The organism is Arthrobacter sp. L77, from assembly GCF_000816565.1.
Lineage (GTDB): Bacteria > Actinomycetota > Actinomycetes > Actinomycetales > Micrococcaceae > Arthrobacter_D > Arthrobacter_D antioxidans.
The window spans coordinates 209,311-229,970 of record NZ_JWSU01000006.1; the positions used below are offsets into that span (position 1 = coordinate 209,311).

Here is a 20,660-nt window from a genome sequence, read left to right on the forward strand (position 1 = left end):
AGGCGTCCGTCTAGGCTGGTGGACTGTGAGCCAGTACACAGCACCCATCCAGACCGCCCACCAACCGGACCTCCGGACCGAGATCTTCACGCCCGGCGCCGACGAGGACGCCTCGACGGACGGCCGCTTCGCGAAGTGGCTCGACGGCGAGAGCATCGGCTTCCACGAGGGGACGCTCGACCCCGAGGACGTCCCGCGGTACCTCGCGGCGTACCAGGCGGACCGGCGCGTGCTGTGGGGTGTGTACGACAGCGCCCAGCCCGCCGAGGCGCTCGGTGCCGGCCATCCGGTCGCCACCTACGGCACCATGGTGCACCCGCTGAACGTCGGCGCCACGCAGCTCGACGCGCACCAGATCACCGCCGTCACGGTCCGCCCCAGCCACCGGCGTAACGGCATCCTCCGCTCCATGATGATGCGCGACCTGCGCGAGGCGAAGGACCGCGGACTGCCGCTGGCGATCCTGACCGCCTCCGAGGCCACCATCTACGGACGCTTCGGCTTCGGCTGCGCCACGTTCACGCAGACCATCGAGGTCGACGTGCGCGAGCGTTTCGAGGTCACGGCGCCGAGGACCGGGACGACGGCGCTCGTCGCCCGGGAACACGCCGTGGACCTCGCCGAGCGGATCTTCGACCGCTTCCAGGCGGTGACATTCGGCTCGGTCGGCCGGCAGTACGCCGTCGCCCGGCGCATCGCCGGCGTGTGGGGCCGCGAGCGGCCCGTCGAGGACCGGGCCGTGCGCCTGGCCGTTCACTACGACGCCGCCGGCGAACCCGCGGGGTTCGTGAGCTACCGCTTCGCGGGCTGGGAGACCACGCCGTACACGATGAAGATCGTGGACCTCGTGGCGTCCACGCCGTCGGCCTATCTCGAGCTGTGGCGCTACCTCGGATCGCTCGACCTCGTGGAGCGCATCACCTGGGACGGCGCACGACGCGACGACGCCCTGCCCTGGGCGCTGCGGGACCGGCGCTGCTACCAGGTCAAGGGCACCGACGACGTGCTGTGGGTCCGCCTGCTCGACGTGCCGGTGGCGCTCGGGAAGCGGTCCTACCGGGGCAGCGGCAGGGTGGTGCTGGAGGTGCTGGACGACCACGGGATCGCCGACGGCTCCTACACGCTGACCGTCGTCGACGGCGTCGGGACGGTCGGACGGGCCGAGCCCGCCGCCGCCCCGGACGTCACGGTGACCGTCAACGCGCTGGGATCCCTCTACCTCGGCGGGGTCCTGGCTTCCACGCTCGCGGCGGCCGGGGGACTGACCGTGCGGACGGACGGCGCCGTGGACGTGCTCGACACCCTGTTCGGGCGCGCGCAGGAGCCCTACTGCATCACGTATTTCTAGGGGTTCGCCGCACCCTCGCGCATCGCACGGCCCGCGACTCCCGGGGCCCTGCGCTGCTTTGACGGTGTTGGACCCCGAGGCTAGACTAGACAGGCGCGTGGTGCGCTCTGATGTTTCCCGGTGTCCAACCGACGATTCATGGGAGTGCATCACCATTCCTGAGCCTCACCGAGGTTCTTTCCATTTCGTCCACATCCGGACACAGGAACCCGCAGTCGGCGTAGCCGGCACCGCGGGGGCCGGCGTGACCGGAGCAAGTAATCTTCCACAACGGAGCCCCAACTACATGACCATCACCACCACCGAGAAGCAAGGTGCCCCCGTAGTCGCAATCAACGACATCGGCACCGCTGAGGACTTCCTCGCAGCGATCGACGCGACCATCAAGTACTTCAACGACGGAGATCTCGTCGAGGGTACCGTCGTCAAGGTCGACCGCGACGAGGTCCTGCTCGACATCGGTTACAAGACCGAGGGTGTCATTCCTTCCCGCGAGCTTTCCATCAAGCACGACGTCGATCCCGGGGACGTCGTCTCCGTGGGCGATCAGGTCGAGGCTCTGGTTCTCACCAAGGAAGACAAAGAAGGCCGCCTGATCCTCTCCAAGAAGCGCGCTCAGTACGAGCGTGCCTGGGGCGACATCGAGAAGGTCAAGGAAGAGGACGGCGTCGTCACCGGCACCGTCATCGAGGTCGTCAAGGGTGGCCTCATCCTGGACATCGGCCTGCGTGGCTTCCTGCCCGCCTCCCTCGTCGAGATGCGTCGTGTCCGCGACCTGGCTCCGTACATCGGCCAGCAGATCGAAGCGAAGATCATCGAGCTCGACAAGAACCGCAACAACGTCGTGCTGTCGCGTCGTGCGTGGCTCGAGCAGACCCAGTCCGAGGTGCGCTCGACGTTCCTCAACAAGCTCGAGAAGGGCCAGGTCCGTCCGGGCGTCGTCTCCTCGATCGTCAACTTCGGTGCATTCGTGGACCTCGGCGGCGTCGACGGTCTCGTGCACGTCTCGGAGCTGTCCTGGAAGCACATCGACCACCCCTCCGAGGTCGTCGAGGTGGGCCAGGAAGTCACAGTGGAGGTCCTCGAGGTCGATCTCGATCGCGAGCGCGTCTCCCTGTCGCTGAAGGCCACGCAGGAAGATCCCTGGCAGACCTTCGCCCGCACGCACGCCCTGGGCCAGGTTGTTCCCGGCAAGGTCACGAAGCTCGTCCCCTTCGGCGCGTTCGTCCGCGTCGAGGACGGCATCGAGGGCCTCGTGCACATCTCGGAGCTCGCTGTCCGCCACGTCGAGCTGGCCGAGCAGGTCGTCTCCGTGGGTGACGAGCTCTTCGTCAAGGTCATCGACATCGACCTGGAGCGCCGTCGCATCTCCCTCAGCCTCAAGCAGGCCAACGAGGGCGTCGACGCCGACAGCACCGAGTTCGATCCCGCGCTCTACGGCATGGCCGCCGAGTACGACGAAGAGGGCAACTACAAGTACCCCGAGGGCTTCGACCCCGAGTCGAACGAATGGCTCGAAGGCTACGAGAACCAGCGCGCTGCCTGGGAAGCCCAGTACGCCGAGGCACAGTCCCGCTGGGAGTCGCACAAGAAGCAGGTCGTCCAGCACGCTTCGGACGACGCCGCTGCAGCGAACGAGCCCGCCGAGTCGAGCTCGACGAGCTACTCGTCCGAGCCCGTCGTCGCCGATGCGGGATCCGGTTCGGGAACGCTTGCTTCCGACGAGGCGCTTGCCGCTCTCCGCGAGAAGCTGACCGGAGCGTAAGCTCCCGCGTCGACGCAGTACCGTTGAAGGCCCCCGTCCACCGGACGGGGGCCTTCTCCGTGTAGGGGGTCCCCGCGTGGTCGAGCGCGTACGTGGGGTGGGTGCTGGGCGAGAGGACCCGCCGGAGCTGCGCACTCGGCCCGGGCCTTCGGGCTCGATCCACTCGATCCGAGCGCGCGTGGCCTACCGGCGCGTCGAGGCCGTGACGGTGAAGCGGGGTGAGCGGTCGAGCTGCCGTGTCGCGCCGATGATCCGCTCGAGGGCCGGCCGGTAGCGGAGGTGGCTGTTCCACACCGTGATCAGCTCCCCGCCGGGCGCCAGGACGCGCGCGCAGGCATCGAAGAGCCGGTGGGCCACGCCGGCATGCACCGTGCTGCCGGAGTGGAAGGGCGGGTTGAGGATGATGACTCCCACCGAGGCGTCGGGCAGCGCCGAGAGGGCGTCGTCCCTGCTTACGGTGATGCGGTCCGCCACCCCGTTGGCTGCCGCCGTCGCTGCCGCCGACGCGGTCGCCGAGGCGGACTGGTCCGTGGCGAGGATCCTGAGGTCCGGATGGGCCAGCGCCACGAAGGCGGCGATGGCCCCGTTCCCGCAGCCCAGGTCGACGACGTCGGCGGTCCCCGACGCGCCCGCCGTGGGCTCCGGGAGGCGGCGCAGGTGGGGGAGCAGCAGTCGCGTGCCGGGATCGAGCGCCGGTCCGCCGAACGTGGCCCCGTAGGCGAGGAGCTCGAGCGGACGGGCGAGGCCGACGTCGTGCCGTGCGCTGCGTGGGAAGGAGGACCCGCCCACCGGCAGAGGGTCCGACGCCGTGAGGACCCGTGCCTTCTGCCGCGCGAGTCCTGCCGTGACGTCGCCGAAGTGGCGGCCGAGAACCGCGTTCATGGACACGGACATGTGCTTGACCCGTCCCGCCGCCACGATCACGACGTCCGGCCGCGCATGGGCGGCGATGGTCCAGGCGATTTCGTCGAGCTCGTCGAGTGAACGCGGCAGGCGCAGGAGGACGGTCGACACGCCGTCGAGCAGTTCCGCACCGAGGGGGAGGGGCCGGTAGGCGCTGTGGAGCCCCTGGTCGGCCGCATTCAGCGCGAGTGCCCGCTCATTGACCACGCCGTCCTGGAAGACGCGGATGTCGCTCCGGCCGGAGAAATGCGCGGCACCGAGCGTGAGCGCGCCGTAGGCGTCGTTGATCGTCGCGACGTCACCGGGGCGGCGGAGCCGGTCCGCGGCGGTGTCGAGGAGCAGGCGGTCCGCGGCATCCACGGCCACCAGTTCGGTGGTCTCCAGATCGGGGCGGCGGCGCAGGCGGTCGAGGCTGAACGGGGTCACCGGATCAATCCTAGGTGCCGGGCGGCCGGGGCCCCGAGCCATGACATCGCGTCTGCACAGTGAGGCCACTTCAGGTCCGAACGGTCGCCGGCCTCTACCACTTCCGGCCGGACCGTGGGACTGTGCACCGATGGACCAGTACCTGTGGGTGTTGAAGCGGAATGAACTCGCCTTGATTCGCGAACTGGAACCGGAGCGACTGGCGCTCCTGGACGAGGACGGGCTCCTGGCCCTGCATCGGCGTGTGCGGAGGGCCCGCAACAAGCACACCACGAACTATCGGCGGAAGGCGGCGGGGGAAGTGCCGGACGCCGGTGGACGTGGTGCCGCCGCACGAGCCTCGGACAAGTCCCGCGGCAGAGCCTACGTGTTCGAGGAGGCCCTCTCGATCGTCAGCGCCGAGCTGGCTCGCGTTGCCCACGATGCCGCCGAGACGCTGAAGGATGAGCGGCTCGAACGCGCGCGAGCAGGACGATCGACGGGACCGAAGCAGGACGGCAATGGATCCGCACCCGATGCGGGTTCAGGTGTCGTCCTGCCCCACACGAAGACTACGGGTGGCTTGAAGCGGGATGCGTCGAGCCGTTCGAAGGGCGCCCGCCGACAGGCCAAACGGGATAGTGGCTAGGTTGTCCCGCCGGCACCCGCCTCCGTCGGGAAACGGCCCCCGGTGAGCGTGTCGGCGATCCGACGGAGGACAGGCGGCAACCGGGAGTCCTGCTTCCGCTGACCCTACGAGCCGAACCCGGCATCCCCACGGCGTGGTGCGGACTAGGGTTGGCTCATGCTGCGTATCGGACTCACAGGGGGCATCGCTGCCGGGAAATCGGTCGTGGCCCGCCGGCTCGCCGAGCTGGGGGCGGTGCTGGTGGACGCCGACGTCCTGGCCCGTGCCGCGGTCGAGCCGGGGTCGGCGGGGCTCGACGCCGTCGTCGCCGCCTTCGGGCCGGAGATCCTCGGAGCCGACGGCGGGCTCGACCGGCCTGCGCTCGGGCGCCTCGTGTTCGCCGACGCGACCGCCCGCGAGCGACTCAACGCCATTGTCCACCCGCGCGTGAGGGCCGCGGCTGGGGCGCTCATCGAGGGAGCGCCGCAGGATGCCGTCATCGTCGAGGACATCCCGCTCCTGGTCGAGACCGGCCAGGCCGCACGGTTCCACCTCGTCGTCGTCGTCGACGCCCCCGACGCCCTGCGCATCGAACGCATGGTGGACCATCGGGGCATGGGGCGCGACGATGCCGCACGGCGCATCGCCGCGCAGGCATCCCGTGGGGACCGGCTGCGCGCGGCGGACGCCGTGCTCGTCAACGATCGCGGGGTCGACGAGCTCCTCGCCGCGACGGACGGCCTGTGGCGGACGCGCATCGTGCCGTTCCGCGACAACCTGGCAGCCGGAAGGCCTGCGGACGAACGGCCGGCGGACGGAGGCGCCGCGCGCCCGACCGCGGGCCTCGCGGGAACGAGCCGACTCGCGGACCGCATCCGCGGGAAACTGGACGCCGCCCTCCCGCCGGGCTGTTCCGTGGCACCTGACGAGGCACCGGGCGGTGCGCCCGACGGGGCTCCGGACCAGACGTCGGACCGGACGCGAACCGGGCTGCCCGCCGACGTCGTACGTGCGGCCCTCCGCGTCGTCGTCCCGCCCGGCGGGGACATCGACGCGGCGTCGGACGCCGTGGCGGGGGCCGGATTCCCGAGGGACGAGCGCATCCCGGGTCACGGACGGACACCTTCGACGACGTCCCACCGGGCGGCCGACCCGGCGATCGACGTGAACGTGACGGTCGGCCCGGGACCGGGCGCCGTCTGAGGTCCCCCGGAGGGCGCGGGGCGGCTTTCAGCCGCCAGCAGATCGGCGGGGGAAGTGTCGGTGGCAGGGACTACCGTTGAGACATGAGTCTTGCGCAGGAAATCAAGCGTGTGGTCGCCCCGTTCGAGGTCATCAGCGAGTACACGCCGGCCGGCGACCAGCCCACGGCCATCAAGGAACTGGCGGAGCGCATCAATGCGGGGGAGAAGGACGTCGTCCTGCTCGGCGCCACCGGTACCGGCAAGAGCGCCACGACCGCCTGGCTGATCGAGCAGGTGCAGCGCCCCACCCTGGTCATGGTGCAGAACAAGACCCTCGCCGCGCAGCTCGCCAACGAGTTCAGGGAGCTGCTGCCCAACAACGCCGTCGAGTACTTCGTCTCGTACTACGACTACTACCAGCCCGAGGCCTACGTCCCGCAGACGGACACCTTCATCGAGAAGGACTCCTCCATCAACGAGGAGGTCGAGCGCCTCCGGCACTCCGCGACCAACGCCCTGCTGACGCGCCGCGACGTCATCGTCGTCGCCACCGTCTCCTGCATCTACGGCCTCGGGACGCCCGAGGAGTACATCAACAAGATGGTCACCCTGCGCCGCGGCGACCAGATGAACCGGGACGCGCTGCTGCGGCAGTTCGTGGGCATGCAGTACACGCGCAACGACATGGACTTCCACCGCGGTACGTTCCGGGTGCGCGGCGACACCGTCGAGATCATTCCCATGTACGAGGAGCACGCCCTGCGGATCGAGTTCTTCGGGGACGAGGTCGAGAACATCTACACCCTCGACCCGCTGACCGGGAACGTGATCCGCGAGGAGGAGGAGATGTACGTCTTCCCCGCCTCGCACTACGTCGCCGGTGAGGACCGCATGACGCGGGCGATCAAGGACATCGAGGACGAACTGCAGCAGCGGCTGGCGGAACTCGAATCCCAGAACAAGCTCGTGGAGGCGCAGCGCCTGCGCATGCGCGTGACCTACGACCTCGAGATGATGCAGCAGATGGGTTTCTGCAACGGCATCGAGAACTACTCGCGGCACATCGACGGCCGCGATCCGGCCTCGGCGCCGCACTGCCTGCTCGACTACTTCCCCGACGACTTCCTGCTCGTTGTCGACGAATCGCACGTGACCATCCCGCAGATCGGCGCCATGTACGAGGGTGACTCCTCGCGGAAGCGGACCCTCGTGGACCACGGATTCCGCCTGCCGTCGGCCATGGACAACCGCCCGCTGAAGTGGGACGAGTTCCAGGACCGCATCGGCCAGACGGTCTACCTGTCCGCCACCCCGGGCAAGTACGAGCTGGGCAAGGCCGACGGCTTCGTGCAGCAGATCATCCGGCCCACCGGGCTCATCGACCCCGAGGTGGTCGTCAAGCCGACCAAGGGGCAGATCGACGACCTGCTGGACGAGATCCGGAAGCGCGTGGCGATCAACGAGCGCGTCCTGGTCACCACCCTCACCAAGCGCATGGCGGAGGACCTCACCGGCTACCTGCTCGAGCACGGGGTGAAGGTCGAGTACCTCCACTCCGACGTCGACACGCTGCGCCGCGTGGAACTGCTGCGGGAGCTGCGGATGGGTACGTTCGACGTCCTGGTGGGCATCAACCTGCTGCGCGAGGGGCTCGACCTGCCCGAGGTGTCGCTCGTCAGCATCCTCGACGCGGACAAGGAGGGCTTCCTCCGGAGCGCGACCTCCCTCATCCAGACGATCGGACGTGCGGCACGCAACGTGTCCGGTGAGGTGCACATGTACGCGGACCGCATCACGGACTCGATGGCGCGGGCAATCGACGAGACCAACCGGCGCCGGGAGATCCAGGTGGCCCACAACCTGAAGCACGGCATCGACCCCACGCCGCTCAGGAAGCGGATCGCGGACATCACGGACACCATCAACCGGGAGGACGCCGACACCCGCGCCCTGCTCGAGGAAGCCGGCAAGTCCCGGAAGCCGAAGAAGGGGGCCGGGCGGCACGAGGGCCTGGCGTCGGTCCCCGCCGAGGACCTCACGGACCTGATCCAGCAGCTCACGGACCAGATGCACGCGGCCGCCGCGGAACTGCAGTTCGAGCTGGCCGGGCGCCTGCGCGACGAGGTGGGGGACCTGAAGAAGGAACTGCGCCAGATGCAGTCCGCCGGGCACGCCTGAGGGCGGGCGGGCGGCGTCCCGCTGGACGGCACCGTGTCAAGGAGGCCGCCGGACGAGCACCCGAGGGGGCGCGTTCGTCGGCCTTCCTGCCCGCCGGGTAGCATTATCCCGACGTGGGGGAGTATCCCTAAGCGCTACGGACGTCAGCACGCGAGGCACAGTTGCCCCGCCGGGCGTAGCGGTCGGTCGGTTCGAAGCCGCGGCGGAGAGACTCACGGCGATCCACAGCACCCCCGGAAGGTACTTCATGCCCGCATTACCCGTAGCGTTCGAGGTCGGCACGTTCATCGTGCTCGGCCTGATCCTGCTGTTCGACCTGCTGCTCGTGGTCAAGCGGCCGCACGAACCATCCATGAAGGAAGCGGGACTCTGGGTCGCATTCTATGTGGGCCTGGCGCTGGTGTTCGCGGCCCTGATGTTCGTCTTCACCGGGCCGGAGTACGGCGGCCAGTTCGTGGCGGGCTGGATCACCGAGTACAGCCTGAGCATCGACAACCTCTTCGTGTTCATCATCATCATGGCGCGCTTCTCGGTGCCCCGGAAGTACCAGCAGGAAGTGCTCATGGTGGGCATCATCATCGCCCTGGTGCTGCGCGGGATCTTCATCGCCCTCGGTGCCGCCGTGATCGAGAACTTCAGCTGGATCTTCTTCATCTTCGGGGCCTTCCTCCTCTACACCGCCTACAAGCAGGCCACGGACTCCGGTGAGGACGAGGAGCAGGCCGGCGACAACAAGCTCATCGCGAAGCTCCGCTCGGTCCTGCCGATGTCGGACCACTACGACGGCAACAAGATCCGCACGGTGGTCGACGGCAAGAAGGTCTTCACACCGATGCTGATCGTCTTCGTGACGATCGGCCTGACCGACCTCCTGTTCGCCGTCGACTCCATCCCCGCGATCTTCGGCCTGACGCAGAGCGCCTTCATCGTGTTCACGGCGAACATCTTCGCGCTCATGGGCCTGCGCCAGCTCTACTTCCTGCTCGGCGGCCTGATGACGCGCCTCATCTACCTCAAGCACGCGCTGTCGGTGATCCTCGCGTTCATCGGCATCAAGCTCATCCTGCACGCGATGCACGTCAACGAGCTGCCCTTCATCAACGGCGGCGAGCACATCGAGTGGGCTCCCGAGATCCCCACCTTCGTCTCCCTCGCCGTGATCGTGGCCACCATCGTCGTCGCCGTGATCGCCAGCCTCATCCGCTCCAGGGTCACCGGTACGGCCCCGGAGAAGGCCGGGACGGAGTCCACGGACGAGCCCGCGGTCGACAGCGGACTCGCCCAGGCTGCCGACGAGGCAGAGGTCGAGGGGCCCCGCCGCTAGGCACCACCGGCACCCACCGCGCGACGAAGGGACCCCGCACACCGCGTGCGGGGTCCCTTCTGTGTACCGGCCGTCCCGCGAAGCAACGGTTGTGGTCCCGCCCGCCCAACGGCCTTCTCACCCTGTCTACGTGATGCGGTGCTCTCCCTAGGGTCGTCCAATGGTGATGATCCCGGAGTTGCTCCAGTCCCCCCGCTCGATGGCGGGACCGGAATCACCCGCCCACGGACGATGCGGAGGATGGTGTGACCTCGAACCACAGGGAGCGGATCGCAGCACCCGTGGGCGTCGGCCCATCCGCCCCGCCCTTCGGCGAGCATGACCCGGTCCCCGGGGCCGACGTCGAAGACCTCGTGGAGTGAGGCGGTACCGTGCCGATCCAGTTGCAGACGCACCGACTCATCCGGGCCGGCGTGCGCTCGGCGGCGGGGCGCGTCGTGCTGCGTTCCTTCCGCGACCTCCGAGACCTCGAGCTCTTCGATCGGGCGATGACGCTCGCGGCCCAGGCGTTCACGTCCATCCTGCCGATCCTCATCGTGACCGGTTCGTTGCGGGGAAGCGTGAACCCTGAGGCGGACTCGCTCTTCGCCGAGAGCCTCGGCCTCGACCAGGACACGGCAGAACTCGTGCAGCAGTCGATGCCGGCCCCTGCCGAGGGAGTGACCTTCACGCAGGTCGCCAGTGTGTTGCTGCTGCTCATCGCCGCGACCGCCTTCACCCGGGCACTCGAGCGTTGCTTCCGCAAGATCTGGAAAACGCCGAAGGTGGGCCTCCGCTTCGCCTGGCGCTGGGTCGCTGCGATCATCGCCATCGTCATCGGGCTCCTGCTGATCATCACCACCCGCAGCGTGGTGCGTGGCACGGGCGCCATCTCGGTGCTCGGGTTCACCCTGGAGGCGACGATCTGGTGCCTGTTGTGGTGGATCGCCTCATGGCTGGTGGTCAACCGCACCGTCAGCCTGCAGGCACTCCTGCCGGGATCGGTTCTCGCCGGACTGGGAATCGCCGGGGCCACTGCAGTAGGCCGCGTCTACCTTCCCCAGATCCTTGCGGCCTCGGCCGATGAGTTCGGTGTCCTCGGCCTGGCCTTCTCGTACATCGGCTGGCTGTTCGTGCTGATGGCAGTGCTCCTCGCCTCGCTGACCATCGGGCGCGTCGTCCATCTCGCCATGATCGGGCGACTGTGGAGCCACTCGGGTGAGGGGGCTGCACCTCCCACGGTGGCGAACGGCCGCCCCTGACATGGCGTGCGGTGGAGGGAACCGGCGGGCGAGACTGCGGCGGAGCTCCGCGATCACCACGTCACGGTCACGATCTTCGCCACCGTCGGCTTCGGGGACATCTCGCCCACGAGCCGGCCGGGGCGCCTCACCGTCATGGTCCAGATGCTCCTCAACCTGCTCGTGCTCGGACGGTGGCCCGAGCGCGGGCGACGAGGTTCTCCGCTAGCTGCGCGCCATACCGAGCAGCCGCTCGAAGATCGCCTCGCCGTCGTCGGCGATGCCGTCGTGGTGGAAGTCGTCCGTCTCCCAGACTTTCAGGTTCCGCACCGACGCCGCCGTCGCCAGCGACAGGTCCCGGTCGACGTAGATGTCGTGGCGGTACACGGCGGCCGCGGCCGGGACCGTGTTGGTCGCCAGGACGTCCGCGTCGTACAGGGGTCCCCAGTCGTTCTTCTCCGCGAGGACGTCGGCGACCGCCCGCAGCGGACGGAGCGCCGGGTCCTCCTCGAAGTACCACGGATACACCATTTCCCCGGTGAGGAGGACCTCGTCGGCGTCGTCCCTGAACCGGGGGTACTCCTCGAGGATCCGCGCGGCGGACCACGACGAGGCCGGCCCCTGGCAGTAGATCGACTCGTGCAGCAGCGCGTACAGCGGCTGCGCCGCCCGGCTGACGACGGCGTGGACCTGCTCCAGGAACGACGCCGACAGGCGGGGTCCGTCCGCCGTCGTCGTGAACGCGTCCTCCAGCAGGTAGTGGAGGCCGTGGACGCGCGTGTTGCCGCCCAGGAAGGAACCGACCATCTGGAAGCGCCGCACCGTGAGCCGCTCACCGCTCGGGAGGAACTCCTCCACACGGTCGAGGTGACGGGCGATGCGCGTGACGCGGGCACGGTCCTCCGGGTACCACCCGAAGTACTCGGCGTTGCGCTCCTCGACGCGCGCGAACGTGGCCCGGTACACCTGGTCGGGCGACCCGGCCAGGGGCGCGAGCCCGCCGGTGATCAGCGCGCGCTCGATACCCTCCGGCGCCCGGGAGAGATACGTGAGGGTGCAGAAGCCGCCGTAGCTCTGGCCGAAGACCGTCCAGGGTCCGCTGCCCAGCCGGTGGCGGATGAGTTCGGCGTCGGCGACGATCGAGTCGGCCCGGAAGTGCGCGAGGTAGTCGGCCTGGGCCTGCGCGGACCCCAGGGCGCCGAGCGTGGCGGCGTCGGCCGGCGTCGAGAGTCCGGTGCCCCGCTGGTCGAGCATGAGGATCCTGAAGTCACGGGCCGCGGCCTTCATCCAGCCCGAGAGCCGGGTGGTGCGTACGCCCCGGCCGCCCGGGCCGCCCTGCAGGAACAGGAGCCAGGGGAGCCGTGCCACCTCGTCGTCGCGGTGCTCGGTGGAGGAGTACTCGCGGGCGAACACCTCGATGCGGGGGGAGCCGGGGTCGGCGTGGTCGAGCGGGACCCTGAACACGTGGCCTGTGGCGCGCAGGCCGCGCATGACGGCGGTCGTGCCGACGGTGTGCTCGGCGGGATGATCGGAGGCGCTCGGAACGTCGGGGGCGCCCTGCCCGGTGGTCGGAGCGGTCACAGGGCAGCGACGCCGGCGAGCGCGTCGCCCGTCAGCCGGAACGTGCTCCACTCGGACTGCGCCGCCGCACCGAGGCTCTCGTAGAAACGGATGGACGGCTCGTTCCAGTTCAGCACCGACCACTCCACACGGGCGTAGCCGCGTTCGGTGGCGATCCGGGCGAGGTTCGCGAGGAGCGCCTTGCCGTGCCCCGCCCCGCGCGCTTCGGGCCGCACGTAGAGGTCCTCGAGGTAGATGCCGTTGACGCCCTCCCAGGTGGAGTAGTTGAGGAACCAGAGCGCGAAGCCCTGGACCTCCCCCCGGGCCTCCGCCACGTGGGCGTAGATGGTGGGCCGTTCACCGAACAGGGCCGCCTCGAGCGACGCCGCGGTGTTCCGGACGGCGTCCGGCTCCCGCTCGTAGTGGGCCAGGTCGTGGATGAGCTGGAGGATGACCGGAACGTCCGCCGGCCGTGCTTCCCGAATGGTAGTCATTCCTCCAGCCTAGCCAAGGGCGGGTCAGCCGGACGCCGGACCGCCGACGCCGAGGATCCTCACCACCGGGCTGCCGGCCTCGTCGGAGGCCGCGAGGTCGATCTCGGCGTTGATGCCCCAGTCGTTGTTGCCCTCCGGGTCCTTCAGGATCTGTCGCACCTTCCACGCCGCGGGGGTCTTCGTGATGAGCAGGAGGTTCGGCCCGCGGGCGTCAGGGCCGTCGTCGATGTCCTCGTAGTCACCGAAGTAGCCGTCCAGGGCCTCGGCCCAGCGGTCGGCCGTCCAGCCGGAGTCGGCGTCGAGGGTCCCGAGCGCGGCATCCTGCTCGTCGGCGAAGAGCCTGACCCGCTGGAACATCTCGTTGCGGACCATCACGCGGAAGGCGCGTTCGTTGGAGGTGACGGACGGCGGCTCGTCCGGCAGGTCGACGGCGTCCGCCGCAGCGACCGGTGTGAGGCCGGCCGCCAGCTGCGTCCACTCGTCGAGCAGGCTGCTGTCGGTCTGGCGGACCACTTCCCCGAGCCATTCGAGGATGTCGCTGAGGTCCTCGCGCAGCGCCTCGACGGGCACGGTGTGGCGCAGCGCCTTGTAGCAGTCGGCGAGGTAGCGCAGGAGGATGCCCTCGGACCGGGTGAGGGAGTAGAACGCCACGTACTCGCCGAAGCTCATGGCCCGCTCGTACATGTCCCTCACCACGGATTTCGGGGCCAGCTCGAAGTCGCCCAGCCACGGCGCGGACGCGCGGTAGACGTCGAAGGCCTGCTGCAGCAGTTCCTCGAGGGGTTTCGGGTAGCTGACCTCCTCGAGGCGGGCCATCCGGGCGTCGTAGTCGATGCCCTCGGCCTTCATCGCGGCCACGGCCTCCCCGCGGGCCTTCTTCTCCTGCGCGTTGAGGACCTGGCGGGGCTTCTCGAGTGTGGCCTCGATGACGGAGACGACGTCGAGCGCGTAGCCGGGCGCCTCCGGGTCGAGCAGTTCGAGGCTCGCCATCGCGAAGGGCGAGAGCGGCTGGTTGAGGGCGAAGTTGGCCTGCAGGTGCACCTTGAGCCGCACGCGGCGGCCGTCCGGTTCGGGCTCGGGAAGCTTCTCGACGATGCCGGCCGTGACGAGTTCGCGGTAGATCCCGATGGCCCGGCGCATGAGCCGGAGCTGGGACGCGCGCGTCTCGTGGTTCTCCGTCAGGAGCCGCTTGGTGGCCGTGAAGGGGTCGCCGGGCCGCTCGAGAAGGTTCAGGAGCATGGAGTGGCTGACGGAGAACGACGACGTCAGCGGGTCCGGGATGCTCTCCACGAGCCGGTCGTAGGTGGGCTTGCCCCAGGAGACGAAGCCCTGCTGGGGTTTCTTCCGCACCACCTGGCGCAGCTTCTTCTGGTCGTCGCCGAACTTGGACACCGCCTTGGCCATGGCCTTGGCGTTCTCCACCACGTGCTCGGGCGCCTGGACGACGACGGTGCCCGCGGTGTCGTAGCCGGCGCGGCCGGCACGGCCGGAGATCTGGTGGAACTCGCGCGCGTTCAGCAGGCGCGTGCGGACGCCGTCGTACTTGCTGAGGGCGGTCAGGAGCACGGTGCGGATGGGCACGTTGATGCCCACGCCGAGGGTGTCGGTGCCGCAGATGACCTTGAGCAGGCCGGCCTGGGCGAGCTGCTCGACGAGGCGCCGGTACTTGGGGAGCATCCCGGCGTGGTGGACGCCGATGCCGTGGCGCACCAGCCGGTTGAGGGTCTTCCCGAAGCCGGCGGAGAACCGGAAGGTCGCGATCAGCTCGGCGATGCGGTCCTTCTCCTCGCGCGTGCAGACGTTGACGCTCATCAGGTTCTGCGCGCGCTCGATCGCCTCGGCCTGGCTGAAGTGCACCACGTAGACGGGGGCCTGCCGCGTGGCCAGCAGCTCCTCGAGCGATTCCTGGATGGGCGTCTCGACGTAGTAGTAGTGGAGCGGGATGGGCCGCTCCACGGACGTGACGGTCGCCGTCGGGCGGCCGGTGCGCTCCGTGAGGTCCTTCTCGAAGCGCGTGACGTCGCCGAGGGTCGCGGACATCAGGAGGAACTGGGCCTGCGGCAGTTCGAGGAGCGGCACCTGCCATGCCCAGCCGCGCTGCGGGTCCGAGTAGAAGTGGAACTCGTCCATGACCACGGTGTCGACGTCCGCCTCCACGCCCTCCCGCAGTGCGATGTTGGCGAGGATCTCCGCGGTGCAGCAGATGATCGGCGCGTCCTGGTTCACGCCGGAGTCGCCCGTGATCATGCCGACGTTCTCCGGTCCGAAGATGTCGCAGAGTGCGAAGAACTTCTCGGACACGAGGGCCTTGATCGGGGCCGTGTAGTAGCTGGTGCGGCCCTCGGCGAAGGACTTCAGGTGGGCGGCGATCGCGACGAGGGACTTCCCCGAGCCGGTGGGCGTCGCCAGGATGACGTTGGCGCCGGAGACGAGCTCCATCGCGGCCTCGTCCTGCGCCGGGTACAGGGTCAGGCCGCGGCCCGTCGCCCAGCCGGTGAAGGCCTCGTAGACCGCGTCCGCGGTGAGTCGGCCGTCGTCGTGCCGGGGGAGGTGCTCTTGGATTGTCATGATCCGTTCAGCCTACCGGTGCGGTTCGGCGGAGGTTAGGGTGAGCCATGCGCTGGGATCCTGGACTCTACGCCCGCCACGCGGGACATCGCGGGCGCCCGTTCTTCGACCTCGTCGCGCGGGTGGGGCATGACGCCCCACGGACCGTCGTCGACCTCGGGTGCGGGCCGGGCGATCTGACGGAGACGCTTGCCCGCCGGTGGCCCGACGCGCAGGTGGTCGGTATCGACTCCAGCGGGGAGATGATCGACGCCGCGCGGCAGCGGCCGGCGCTCCCGAACCTGCGGTTCGAGGTCCGCGACCTGCGCGACTACACACCGGGGAGCGACGACGTGATCGTCACGAATGCCGCGCTGCAGTGGGTGCCCGGTCACGCGGGCCTCCTCGACCGGTGGGCGCGGGCGCTCCCGGAGGGTGGCTGGCTCGCGGTGCAGGTTCCCGGCAACTTCTCCGCACCGTCGCACGCGCTGATGCGTGACCACGCGGCGAGCCCGCGGTGGGCCTCCCGGCTCGACGGCGTCCTGCGCCATGACGATGCGGTCGGCGACCCCTCCGACTACCTCGGGCTCCTGCTCTCCGCGGGACTGCAGCCCGATGTCTGGGAGACGACCTACGAGCAGGTGCTGCCGGGGGAGGACGCCGTCCTCGGCTGGGTGCGCGGCACCGGCCTGCGGCCGATCCTGGACGCGCTGTCCGCGGACGAGGCCGAGGAGTTCGAGGCCGGCTACGGGGACCTGCTGCGCCGCGCGTATCCTGCCGGCGAGCACGGGACCGTGTTCGGGTTCCGCCGCATCTTCGCCGTCGGGCGCCGGCCCTCCTGAATGGTCGCCACGGCCGGGACGCCGACCGCCCGGCCGGCTACCAGCCGCGCTGCTTCCACTCCGCCAGCGACCCGCGCTCCGCGCCGAGCGTGGTGCCCCTGCCGTGGCCCGGGTGCACCACGGTGTCGTCGGGCAGCTCGTCGAAGATCCGCGCCACGACGTCGTCGTACAGGGACGCGAAGCGGCCGGGGTCGCCCTGGGTGTTGCCGAGGCCGCCGGGGAACAGCGAGTCGCCCGTGAAGAGGTGCGCGGGTCCGTGGGGGTCGCGGTACAGGAGGGCGATGGAACCCGGCGTGTGGCCGCGCAGGTGGATCGCCTCCAGCTCGAAGCCCTCGAAGGAGCCGACGTCGTGGTGCTCCAGCGGGACGTCCGTCGCCACGGCGATGTCGGCGACGTCGTCCGCCCCGGCCGCGGTGCGGGCCATCGTCGCCTCCTTGACCTCGGCCAGGGCACGGACGTGGTCCCAGTGCGAATGGGTGGTGACGATCAGGGCCACGCGCGCCTCCGCGTCGGTGTCCTCCTGCGCGTCGGCGAGGAGCCCGAGGATGGCGGGGGCGTCGTCTGCGGCGTCGATCAGCACCTGGGCGCCGCTCGACTTCGAGGTGAGCAGGTACACGTTGTTGTCCATCTCCGAGACGGAGATGCTGCGGATCGTCACTTCGCTGAGGTCGTGCAGGGGCTCGGTCATGAGCACAGTGTAGGCAGGACGCCCGCGCACCGGCGGAACGGGCCCGGGGTGGGGGCCGCAGCGACGGTAGGGTCTCAGGAGGACGGGCCGGCCAGGGTCCGCGGATCCGTGACGGAAGGGACAGGGCATGGAGCAGGGCATTCCCCGGTGGCTCAGGCTGGACGAGAAGAGTGCCGTGCCGCCGTTCGAGCAGATCAAGCAGGCCGTCCTCGGAGCCGCCAACGCGGGCAAGGCTCCCGTCGGCACGCGCCTGCCGCCCGTGCGCGGACTCGCCGCCCACCTCGGTGTCGCCGCGAACACCGTCGCCCGTGCCTACCGCGAACTGGAGCAGGCCGGTGTCGTCGAGACCAGGGGCCGGGCCGGGACCGTCATCGCCGCCGGCGGCGACACGGCCCGGGAGCGCGTGGCCGACGCCGCGGATGCGTTCGCCGCCGTCGTCCACTCCGCCGGGGTCCCGGAGGCCGAAGCTGTCGCCATGGTGAGGGCGGCATTGCGCCGAGGGTGAACGGCACGCGCGGGCGCGCCGCGCCAGCGCGGATCCGGGACTATTCGAATATGCTTTCGAACGGCTTTTCTCCTACAGTTATCTGGTGTCTATAGCAAATTCTCTTGAGCAGCACGCCCACAACCCGGAGCCGGCTCCCCAGGACCTCTCCCGGCTGATCGTCAAGGGTGCACGCGAACACAACCTGCGGAACGTCGATCTCGACCTGCCGCGCGACGCCATGATCGTCTTCACCGGCCTCTCCGGATCGGGCAAGTCCTCGCTCGCGTTCGACACCATCTTCGCGGAAGGGCAGCGGCGCTACGTCGAATCGCTGTCCGCCTACGCACGGCAGTTCCTCGGGCAGGTGGACAAGCCCGACGTCGACTTCATCGAGGGCCTCTCGCCCGCGGTCTCGATCGACCAGAAGTCCACCAGCAAGAACCCCCGCTCCACCGTGGGCACGATCACCGAGATCTACGACTACATGCGCCTGCTTTGGGCGCGCGTGGGACGCCCGCACTGCCCCGTCTGCGGCGAGCCGGTGGCCAAGCAGACCCCCCAGCAGATCGTGGACCAGCTCCTCGAACTCGAGGAGGGGACGCGCTTCCAGGTCCTCGCACCCGTGGTCCGGGCACGCAAGGGCGAGTTCGTCGACCTCTTCCAGGAGCTCACCGCCAAGGGCTACTCGCGGGCCCGGGTGGACGGCAAGCTCATCCAGCTCAGCGAACCGCCCAAGCTGGGCAAGCAGTACAAGCACACCATCGAGGTCATCATCGACCGCCTCGTGGTCAAGAGCGGCATCCGGCAGCGCCTCACCGACTCCGTCGAGACGGCCCTCAAGCTCGCCGACGGCCGCGTCCTCGCCGAGTTCGTCGACCTCCCCGAGGACGACGCCAAGCGCCTGCACGCCTTCTCCGAGCACCTGGCCTGCCCCAACGAGCACCCGCTGGCCATCGACGAGGTGGAGCCGCGGTCCTTCTCCTTCAACAACCCCTTCGGTGCCTGCCCCGCCTGCACGGGCATCGGCACCAAGCTGGAGGTCGACGAGGAACTCGTCGTCCCCAACCCCGACCTCAGCCTCGCCGACGGCGCGATCGCGCCGTGGTCGCTCGGCACGGCGACCCTCGAGTACTGGACGCGGCTGCTTCAGGGCCTCGCGTCCGAGCTGAACTTCGACGTCACCACGCCCTGGCGCAAGCTGCCGGACCGCGCCCGCGAGGCCGCGCTGTACGGCAAGGACCACAAGGTGGTGGTGCAGTACAAGAACAGGTTCGGCCGGGAACGGAAGTACAGCACGGGCTTCGAGGGCGCCATCCAGTACATCCAGCGCAAGCACACGGAGACGGAATCCGAGGCCTCACGGGACCGGTACGAGGAGTACATGCGGGAGATCCCGTGCCCCACGTGCGGTGGTGCGCGGCTCAACCCGGCCTCGCTGTCGGTGCTGATCAACGGCCGGAACATCGCCGAGGTCTCCGCGATGCCGATGCGCGACTGCGCGGACTTCCTCGACAACCTCGTCCTGACCGGCCGCGAGGCGCAGATCGCCAACCAGGTGCTCAAGGAGATCCAGGCGCGCCTGACGTTCCTCCTCGACGTCGGCCTGGAGTACCTCAACCTGGAGCGCGCCTCGGGCACGCTGTCCGGCGGAGAGGCCCAGCGCATCCGCCTCGCCACGCAGATCGGCTCCGGACTGGTGGGCGTGCTCTACGTCCTCGACGAGCCGTCCATCGGCCTGCACCAGCGGGACAACCGCCGGCTCATCGAGACCCTCACGCGCCTGCGGAACCTCGGCAACACGCTCATCGTCGTCGAGCACGACGAGGACACCATCGCCGAGGCCGACTGGATCGTGGACATCGGCCCGGGCGCGGGCGAGCACGGCGGCGAGGTGGTGCACTCCGGCCTCCTCGAGGACCTGCTCACCAACGAGAGGTCGCTGACCGGCGACTACCTCTCGGGCCGCCGGAAGATCGAGATCCCGGCGAAGCGCCGGAAGATCGACCGGTCGCGCCAGCTGAAGGTGGTCGGCGCGCGCGAGCACAACCTCGTGAACGTCGACGCGACGATCCCGCTCGGGGTGCTCACCGCCGTCACCGGCGTCAGCGGCTCGGGCAAGTCCACGCTCGTCAACGACATCCTCTACAAGGTGCTCGCCAACAAGCTCAACGGCGCCAAGCAGGTGGCCGGTCGGCACAAGCGGATCGACGGGCTGGAGCACCTCGACAAGGTCATCCACGTGGACCAGAGCCCCATCGGCCGCACCCCGCGCTCCAACCCGGCCACCTACACGGGCGTCTTCGACAACATCCGGAAACTCTTCGCCGAGACCACCGAGGCGAAGGTCCGCGGCTACCTGCCCGGGCGGTTCTCCTTCAACGTCAAGGGCGGCCGGTGCGAGGCGTGCTCCGGCGACGGCACGCTGAAGATCGAGATGAACTTCCTGCCCGACGTCTACGTCCCCTGTGAGGTGTGCCACGGAGCGCGGTACAACCGCGAGACGCTCGAGGTCCACTACAAGGGCAAGACCATCGCCGATGTCCTGGACATGCCGATCGAGGAGGGGGCCGAGTTCTTCGCGGCGTTCAGCCCGATCGCCCGGCACCTCAACACGCTCGTGGAGGTGGGCCTCGGCTACGTGAGGCTCGGGCAGCCCGCCACCACGCTCTCCGGCGGCGAGGCGCAGCGCGTGAAGCTCGCGAGCGAACTGCAGAAGCGCTCCAACGGGCGCAGCATCTACGTCCTCGACGAGCCGACAACGGGCTTGCATTTCGAGGACATCCGCAAGCTCCTGCTGGTGCTGCAGGGCCTCGTGGACAAGGGCAACACGGTCATCACGATCGAGCACAACCTGGACGTCATCAAGAGCGCGGACTGGGTGATCGACCTCGGGCCGGACGGCGGCTCCGGCGGCGGGCAGATCATCGCGACCGGCACGCCGGAGCAGGTCTCGAAGAACGAGCGCAGCTACACGGGCACCTTCCTGAAGGAGGTCTTCGCCAAGGCCGCCGGGTAGCCCTCCCGCCGCATCCGGTATGCCCGGGAGGGCATGGATGACGCCCGCCCTCCCGGTGCTATGGCAAGCTT

15 protein-coding genes and 1 pseudogene are annotated in these 20,660 nt (G+C 69.4%); 11 read left to right on the forward strand and 5 right to left on the reverse strand.

What is annotated here, in order from left to right; genetic code table 11:
* Nucleotides 1-25: 25 nt before the first annotated feature.
* Both RY94_RS11165 and rpsA read left to right on the forward strand, forming a co-directional pair.
* On the forward strand, nucleotides 26-1,348 hold the full coding sequence (locus RY94_RS11165) for a GNAT family N-acetyltransferase (RefSeq protein ID WP_231554505.1): 1,323 nt from the start codon (nucleotides 26-28) through the stop codon (nucleotides 1,346-1,348).
* 286 nt (nucleotides 1,349-1,634) lie between these two features.
* Entirely contained in the window at nucleotides 1,635-3,113 is a 1,479-nt protein-coding gene (gene rpsA, locus RY94_RS11170) for a 30S ribosomal protein S1 (protein WP_043445146.1), read from the forward strand.
* 183 nt (nucleotides 3,114-3,296) lie between these two features.
* Here the strand turns inward: rpsA and RY94_RS11175 are convergent, their stop codons facing one another.
* Nucleotides 3,297-4,442: a class I SAM-dependent methyltransferase gene (locus tag RY94_RS11175; RefSeq protein WP_231554506.1), complete on the reverse strand. Its 1,146-nt coding sequence runs from the start codon at nucleotides 4,440-4,442 to the stop codon at nucleotides 3,297-3,299.
* A 130-nt stretch (nucleotides 4,443-4,572) separates the two neighbouring features.
* On the opposite strand from RY94_RS11175, the gene RY94_RS11180 reads away from it, so the two are divergent.
* The 6 genes and pseudogenes from RY94_RS11180 to RY94_RS18740 form a co-directional block, all read left to right on the forward strand.
* Entirely contained in the window at nucleotides 4,573-5,070 is a 498-nt protein-coding gene (locus RY94_RS11180; protein ID WP_043445148.1) for a hypothetical protein, read from the forward strand.
* 156 nt (nucleotides 5,071-5,226) lie between these two features.
* Entirely contained in the window at nucleotides 5,227-6,252 is a 1,026-nt protein-coding gene (gene coaE / locus RY94_RS16905; RefSeq protein ID WP_052274273.1) for a dephospho-CoA kinase, read from the forward strand.
* A gap of 83 nt (nucleotides 6,253-6,335) precedes the next feature.
* Complete coding sequence (gene uvrB, locus RY94_RS11190) at nucleotides 6,336-8,411, forward strand: excinuclease ABC subunit UvrB (protein WP_043445149.1); 2,076 nt, start codon at nucleotides 6,336-6,338, stop codon at nucleotides 8,409-8,411.
* Nucleotides 8,412-8,658: 247 nt separating this feature from the next.
* Nucleotides 8,659-9,735: a TerC family protein gene (locus tag RY94_RS11195; RefSeq protein WP_082046287.1), complete on the forward strand. Its 1,077-nt coding sequence runs from the start codon at nucleotides 8,659-8,661 to the stop codon at nucleotides 9,733-9,735.
* A gap of 371 nt (nucleotides 9,736-10,106) precedes the next feature.
* A complete protein-coding gene (locus RY94_RS11200; RefSeq protein ID WP_043445152.1) occupies nucleotides 10,107-10,976 on the forward strand; it encodes a YhjD/YihY/BrkB family envelope integrity protein in 870 nt (289 codons plus the stop codon).
* A gap of 6 nt (nucleotides 10,977-10,982) precedes the next feature.
* Nucleotides 10,983-11,132: pseudogene (locus RY94_RS18740) on the forward strand (ion channel); the annotation flags it as partial.
* Between the two features lie 48 nt (nucleotides 11,133-11,180).
* Here RY94_RS18740 and RY94_RS11205 read toward each other — a convergent pair.
* The 3 genes from RY94_RS11205 to RY94_RS11215 all read right to left on the reverse strand — a co-directional run bounded on the left by RY94_RS11205 (nucleotide 11,181) and on the right by RY94_RS11215 (nucleotide 15,577).
* Nucleotides 11,181-12,446 (reverse strand): alpha/beta fold hydrolase, encoded by a 1,266-nt coding sequence (locus tag RY94_RS11205; protein ID WP_043446368.1) that lies wholly within the window; start codon nucleotides 12,444-12,446, stop codon nucleotides 11,181-11,183.
* 86 nt (nucleotides 12,447-12,532) lie between these two features.
* Complete coding sequence (locus tag RY94_RS11210) at nucleotides 12,533-13,009, reverse strand: GNAT family N-acetyltransferase (protein ID WP_043445153.1); 477 nt, start codon at nucleotides 13,007-13,009, stop codon at nucleotides 12,533-12,535.
* A gap of 24 nt (nucleotides 13,010-13,033) precedes the next feature.
* Nucleotides 13,034-15,577, reverse strand: coding sequence for a DEAD/DEAH box helicase (locus RY94_RS11215; protein ID WP_043445155.1), 2,544 nt, complete (start codon nucleotides 15,575-15,577; stop codon nucleotides 13,034-13,036).
* 47 nt (nucleotides 15,578-15,624) lie between these two features.
* On the opposite strand from RY94_RS11215, the gene RY94_RS11220 reads away from it, so the two are divergent.
* Nucleotides 15,625-16,398 (forward strand): trans-aconitate 2-methyltransferase, encoded by a 774-nt coding sequence (locus tag RY94_RS11220; RefSeq protein ID WP_043445157.1) that lies wholly within the window; start codon nucleotides 15,625-15,627, stop codon nucleotides 16,396-16,398.
* Between the two features lie 37 nt (nucleotides 16,399-16,435).
* Here the strand turns inward: RY94_RS11220 and RY94_RS11225 are convergent, their stop codons facing one another.
* Nucleotides 16,436-17,086, reverse strand: a complete 651-nt coding sequence (locus tag RY94_RS11225; protein WP_043445159.1) for an MBL fold metallo-hydrolase — start codon at nucleotides 17,084-17,086, stop codon at nucleotides 16,436-16,438.
* A gap of 127 nt (nucleotides 17,087-17,213) precedes the next feature.
* On the opposite strand from RY94_RS11225, the gene RY94_RS11230 reads away from it, so the two are divergent.
* Together RY94_RS11230 and uvrA are read left to right on the forward strand one after the other, a co-directional pair.
* Nucleotides 17,214-17,591, forward strand: coding sequence for a GntR family transcriptional regulator (locus RY94_RS11230; protein WP_043445161.1), 378 nt, complete (start codon nucleotides 17,214-17,216; stop codon nucleotides 17,589-17,591).
* An 85-nt stretch (nucleotides 17,592-17,676) separates the two neighbouring features.
* Complete coding sequence (gene uvrA / locus RY94_RS11235) at nucleotides 17,677-20,589, forward strand: excinuclease ABC subunit UvrA (protein WP_043445163.1); 2,913 nt, start codon at nucleotides 17,677-17,679, stop codon at nucleotides 20,587-20,589.
* Nucleotides 20,590-20,660 lie beyond the last annotated feature (71 nt).

Bases quoted from the DNA above. Each gene is read 5' to 3' on its own strand.
- rpsA (WP_043445146.1), top strand. From the start codon at position 1,635: ATGACCATCACCACCACCGAGAAGCAAGGTGCCCCCGTAGTCGCAATC.
- RY94_RS11180 (WP_043445148.1), top strand. From the start codon at position 4,573: ATGGACCAGTACCTGTGGGTGTTGAAGCGGAATGAACTCGCCTTGATT.
- coaE (WP_052274273.1), top strand. From the start codon at position 5,227: ATGCTGCGTATCGGACTCACAGGGGGCATCGCTGCCGGGAAATCGGTC.
- uvrB (WP_043445149.1), top strand. From the start codon at position 6,336: ATGAGTCTTGCGCAGGAAATCAAGCGTGTGGTCGCCCCGTTCGAGGTC.
- RY94_RS11195 (WP_082046287.1), top strand. From the start codon at position 8,659: ATGCCCGCATTACCCGTAGCGTTCGAGGTCGGCACGTTCATCGTGCTC.
- RY94_RS11205 (WP_043446368.1), bottom strand. From the start codon at position 12,446: ATGCGCGGCCTGCGCGCCACAGGCCACGTGTTCAGGGTCCCGCTCGAC.
- RY94_RS11210 (WP_043445153.1), bottom strand. From the start codon at position 13,009: ATGACTACCATTCGGGAAGCACGGCCGGCGGACGTTCCGGTCATCCTC.
- RY94_RS11215 (WP_043445155.1), bottom strand. From the start codon at position 15,577: ATGACAATCCAAGAGCACCTCCCCCGGCACGACGACGGCCGACTCACC.
- RY94_RS11220 (WP_043445157.1), top strand. From the start codon at position 15,625: ATGCGCTGGGATCCTGGACTCTACGCCCGCCACGCGGGACATCGCGGG.
- RY94_RS11225 (WP_043445159.1), bottom strand. From the start codon at position 17,086: ATGACCGAGCCCCTGCACGACCTCAGCGAAGTGACGATCCGCAGCATC.
- RY94_RS11230 (WP_043445161.1), top strand. From the start codon at position 17,214: ATGGAGCAGGGCATTCCCCGGTGGCTCAGGCTGGACGAGAAGAGTGCC.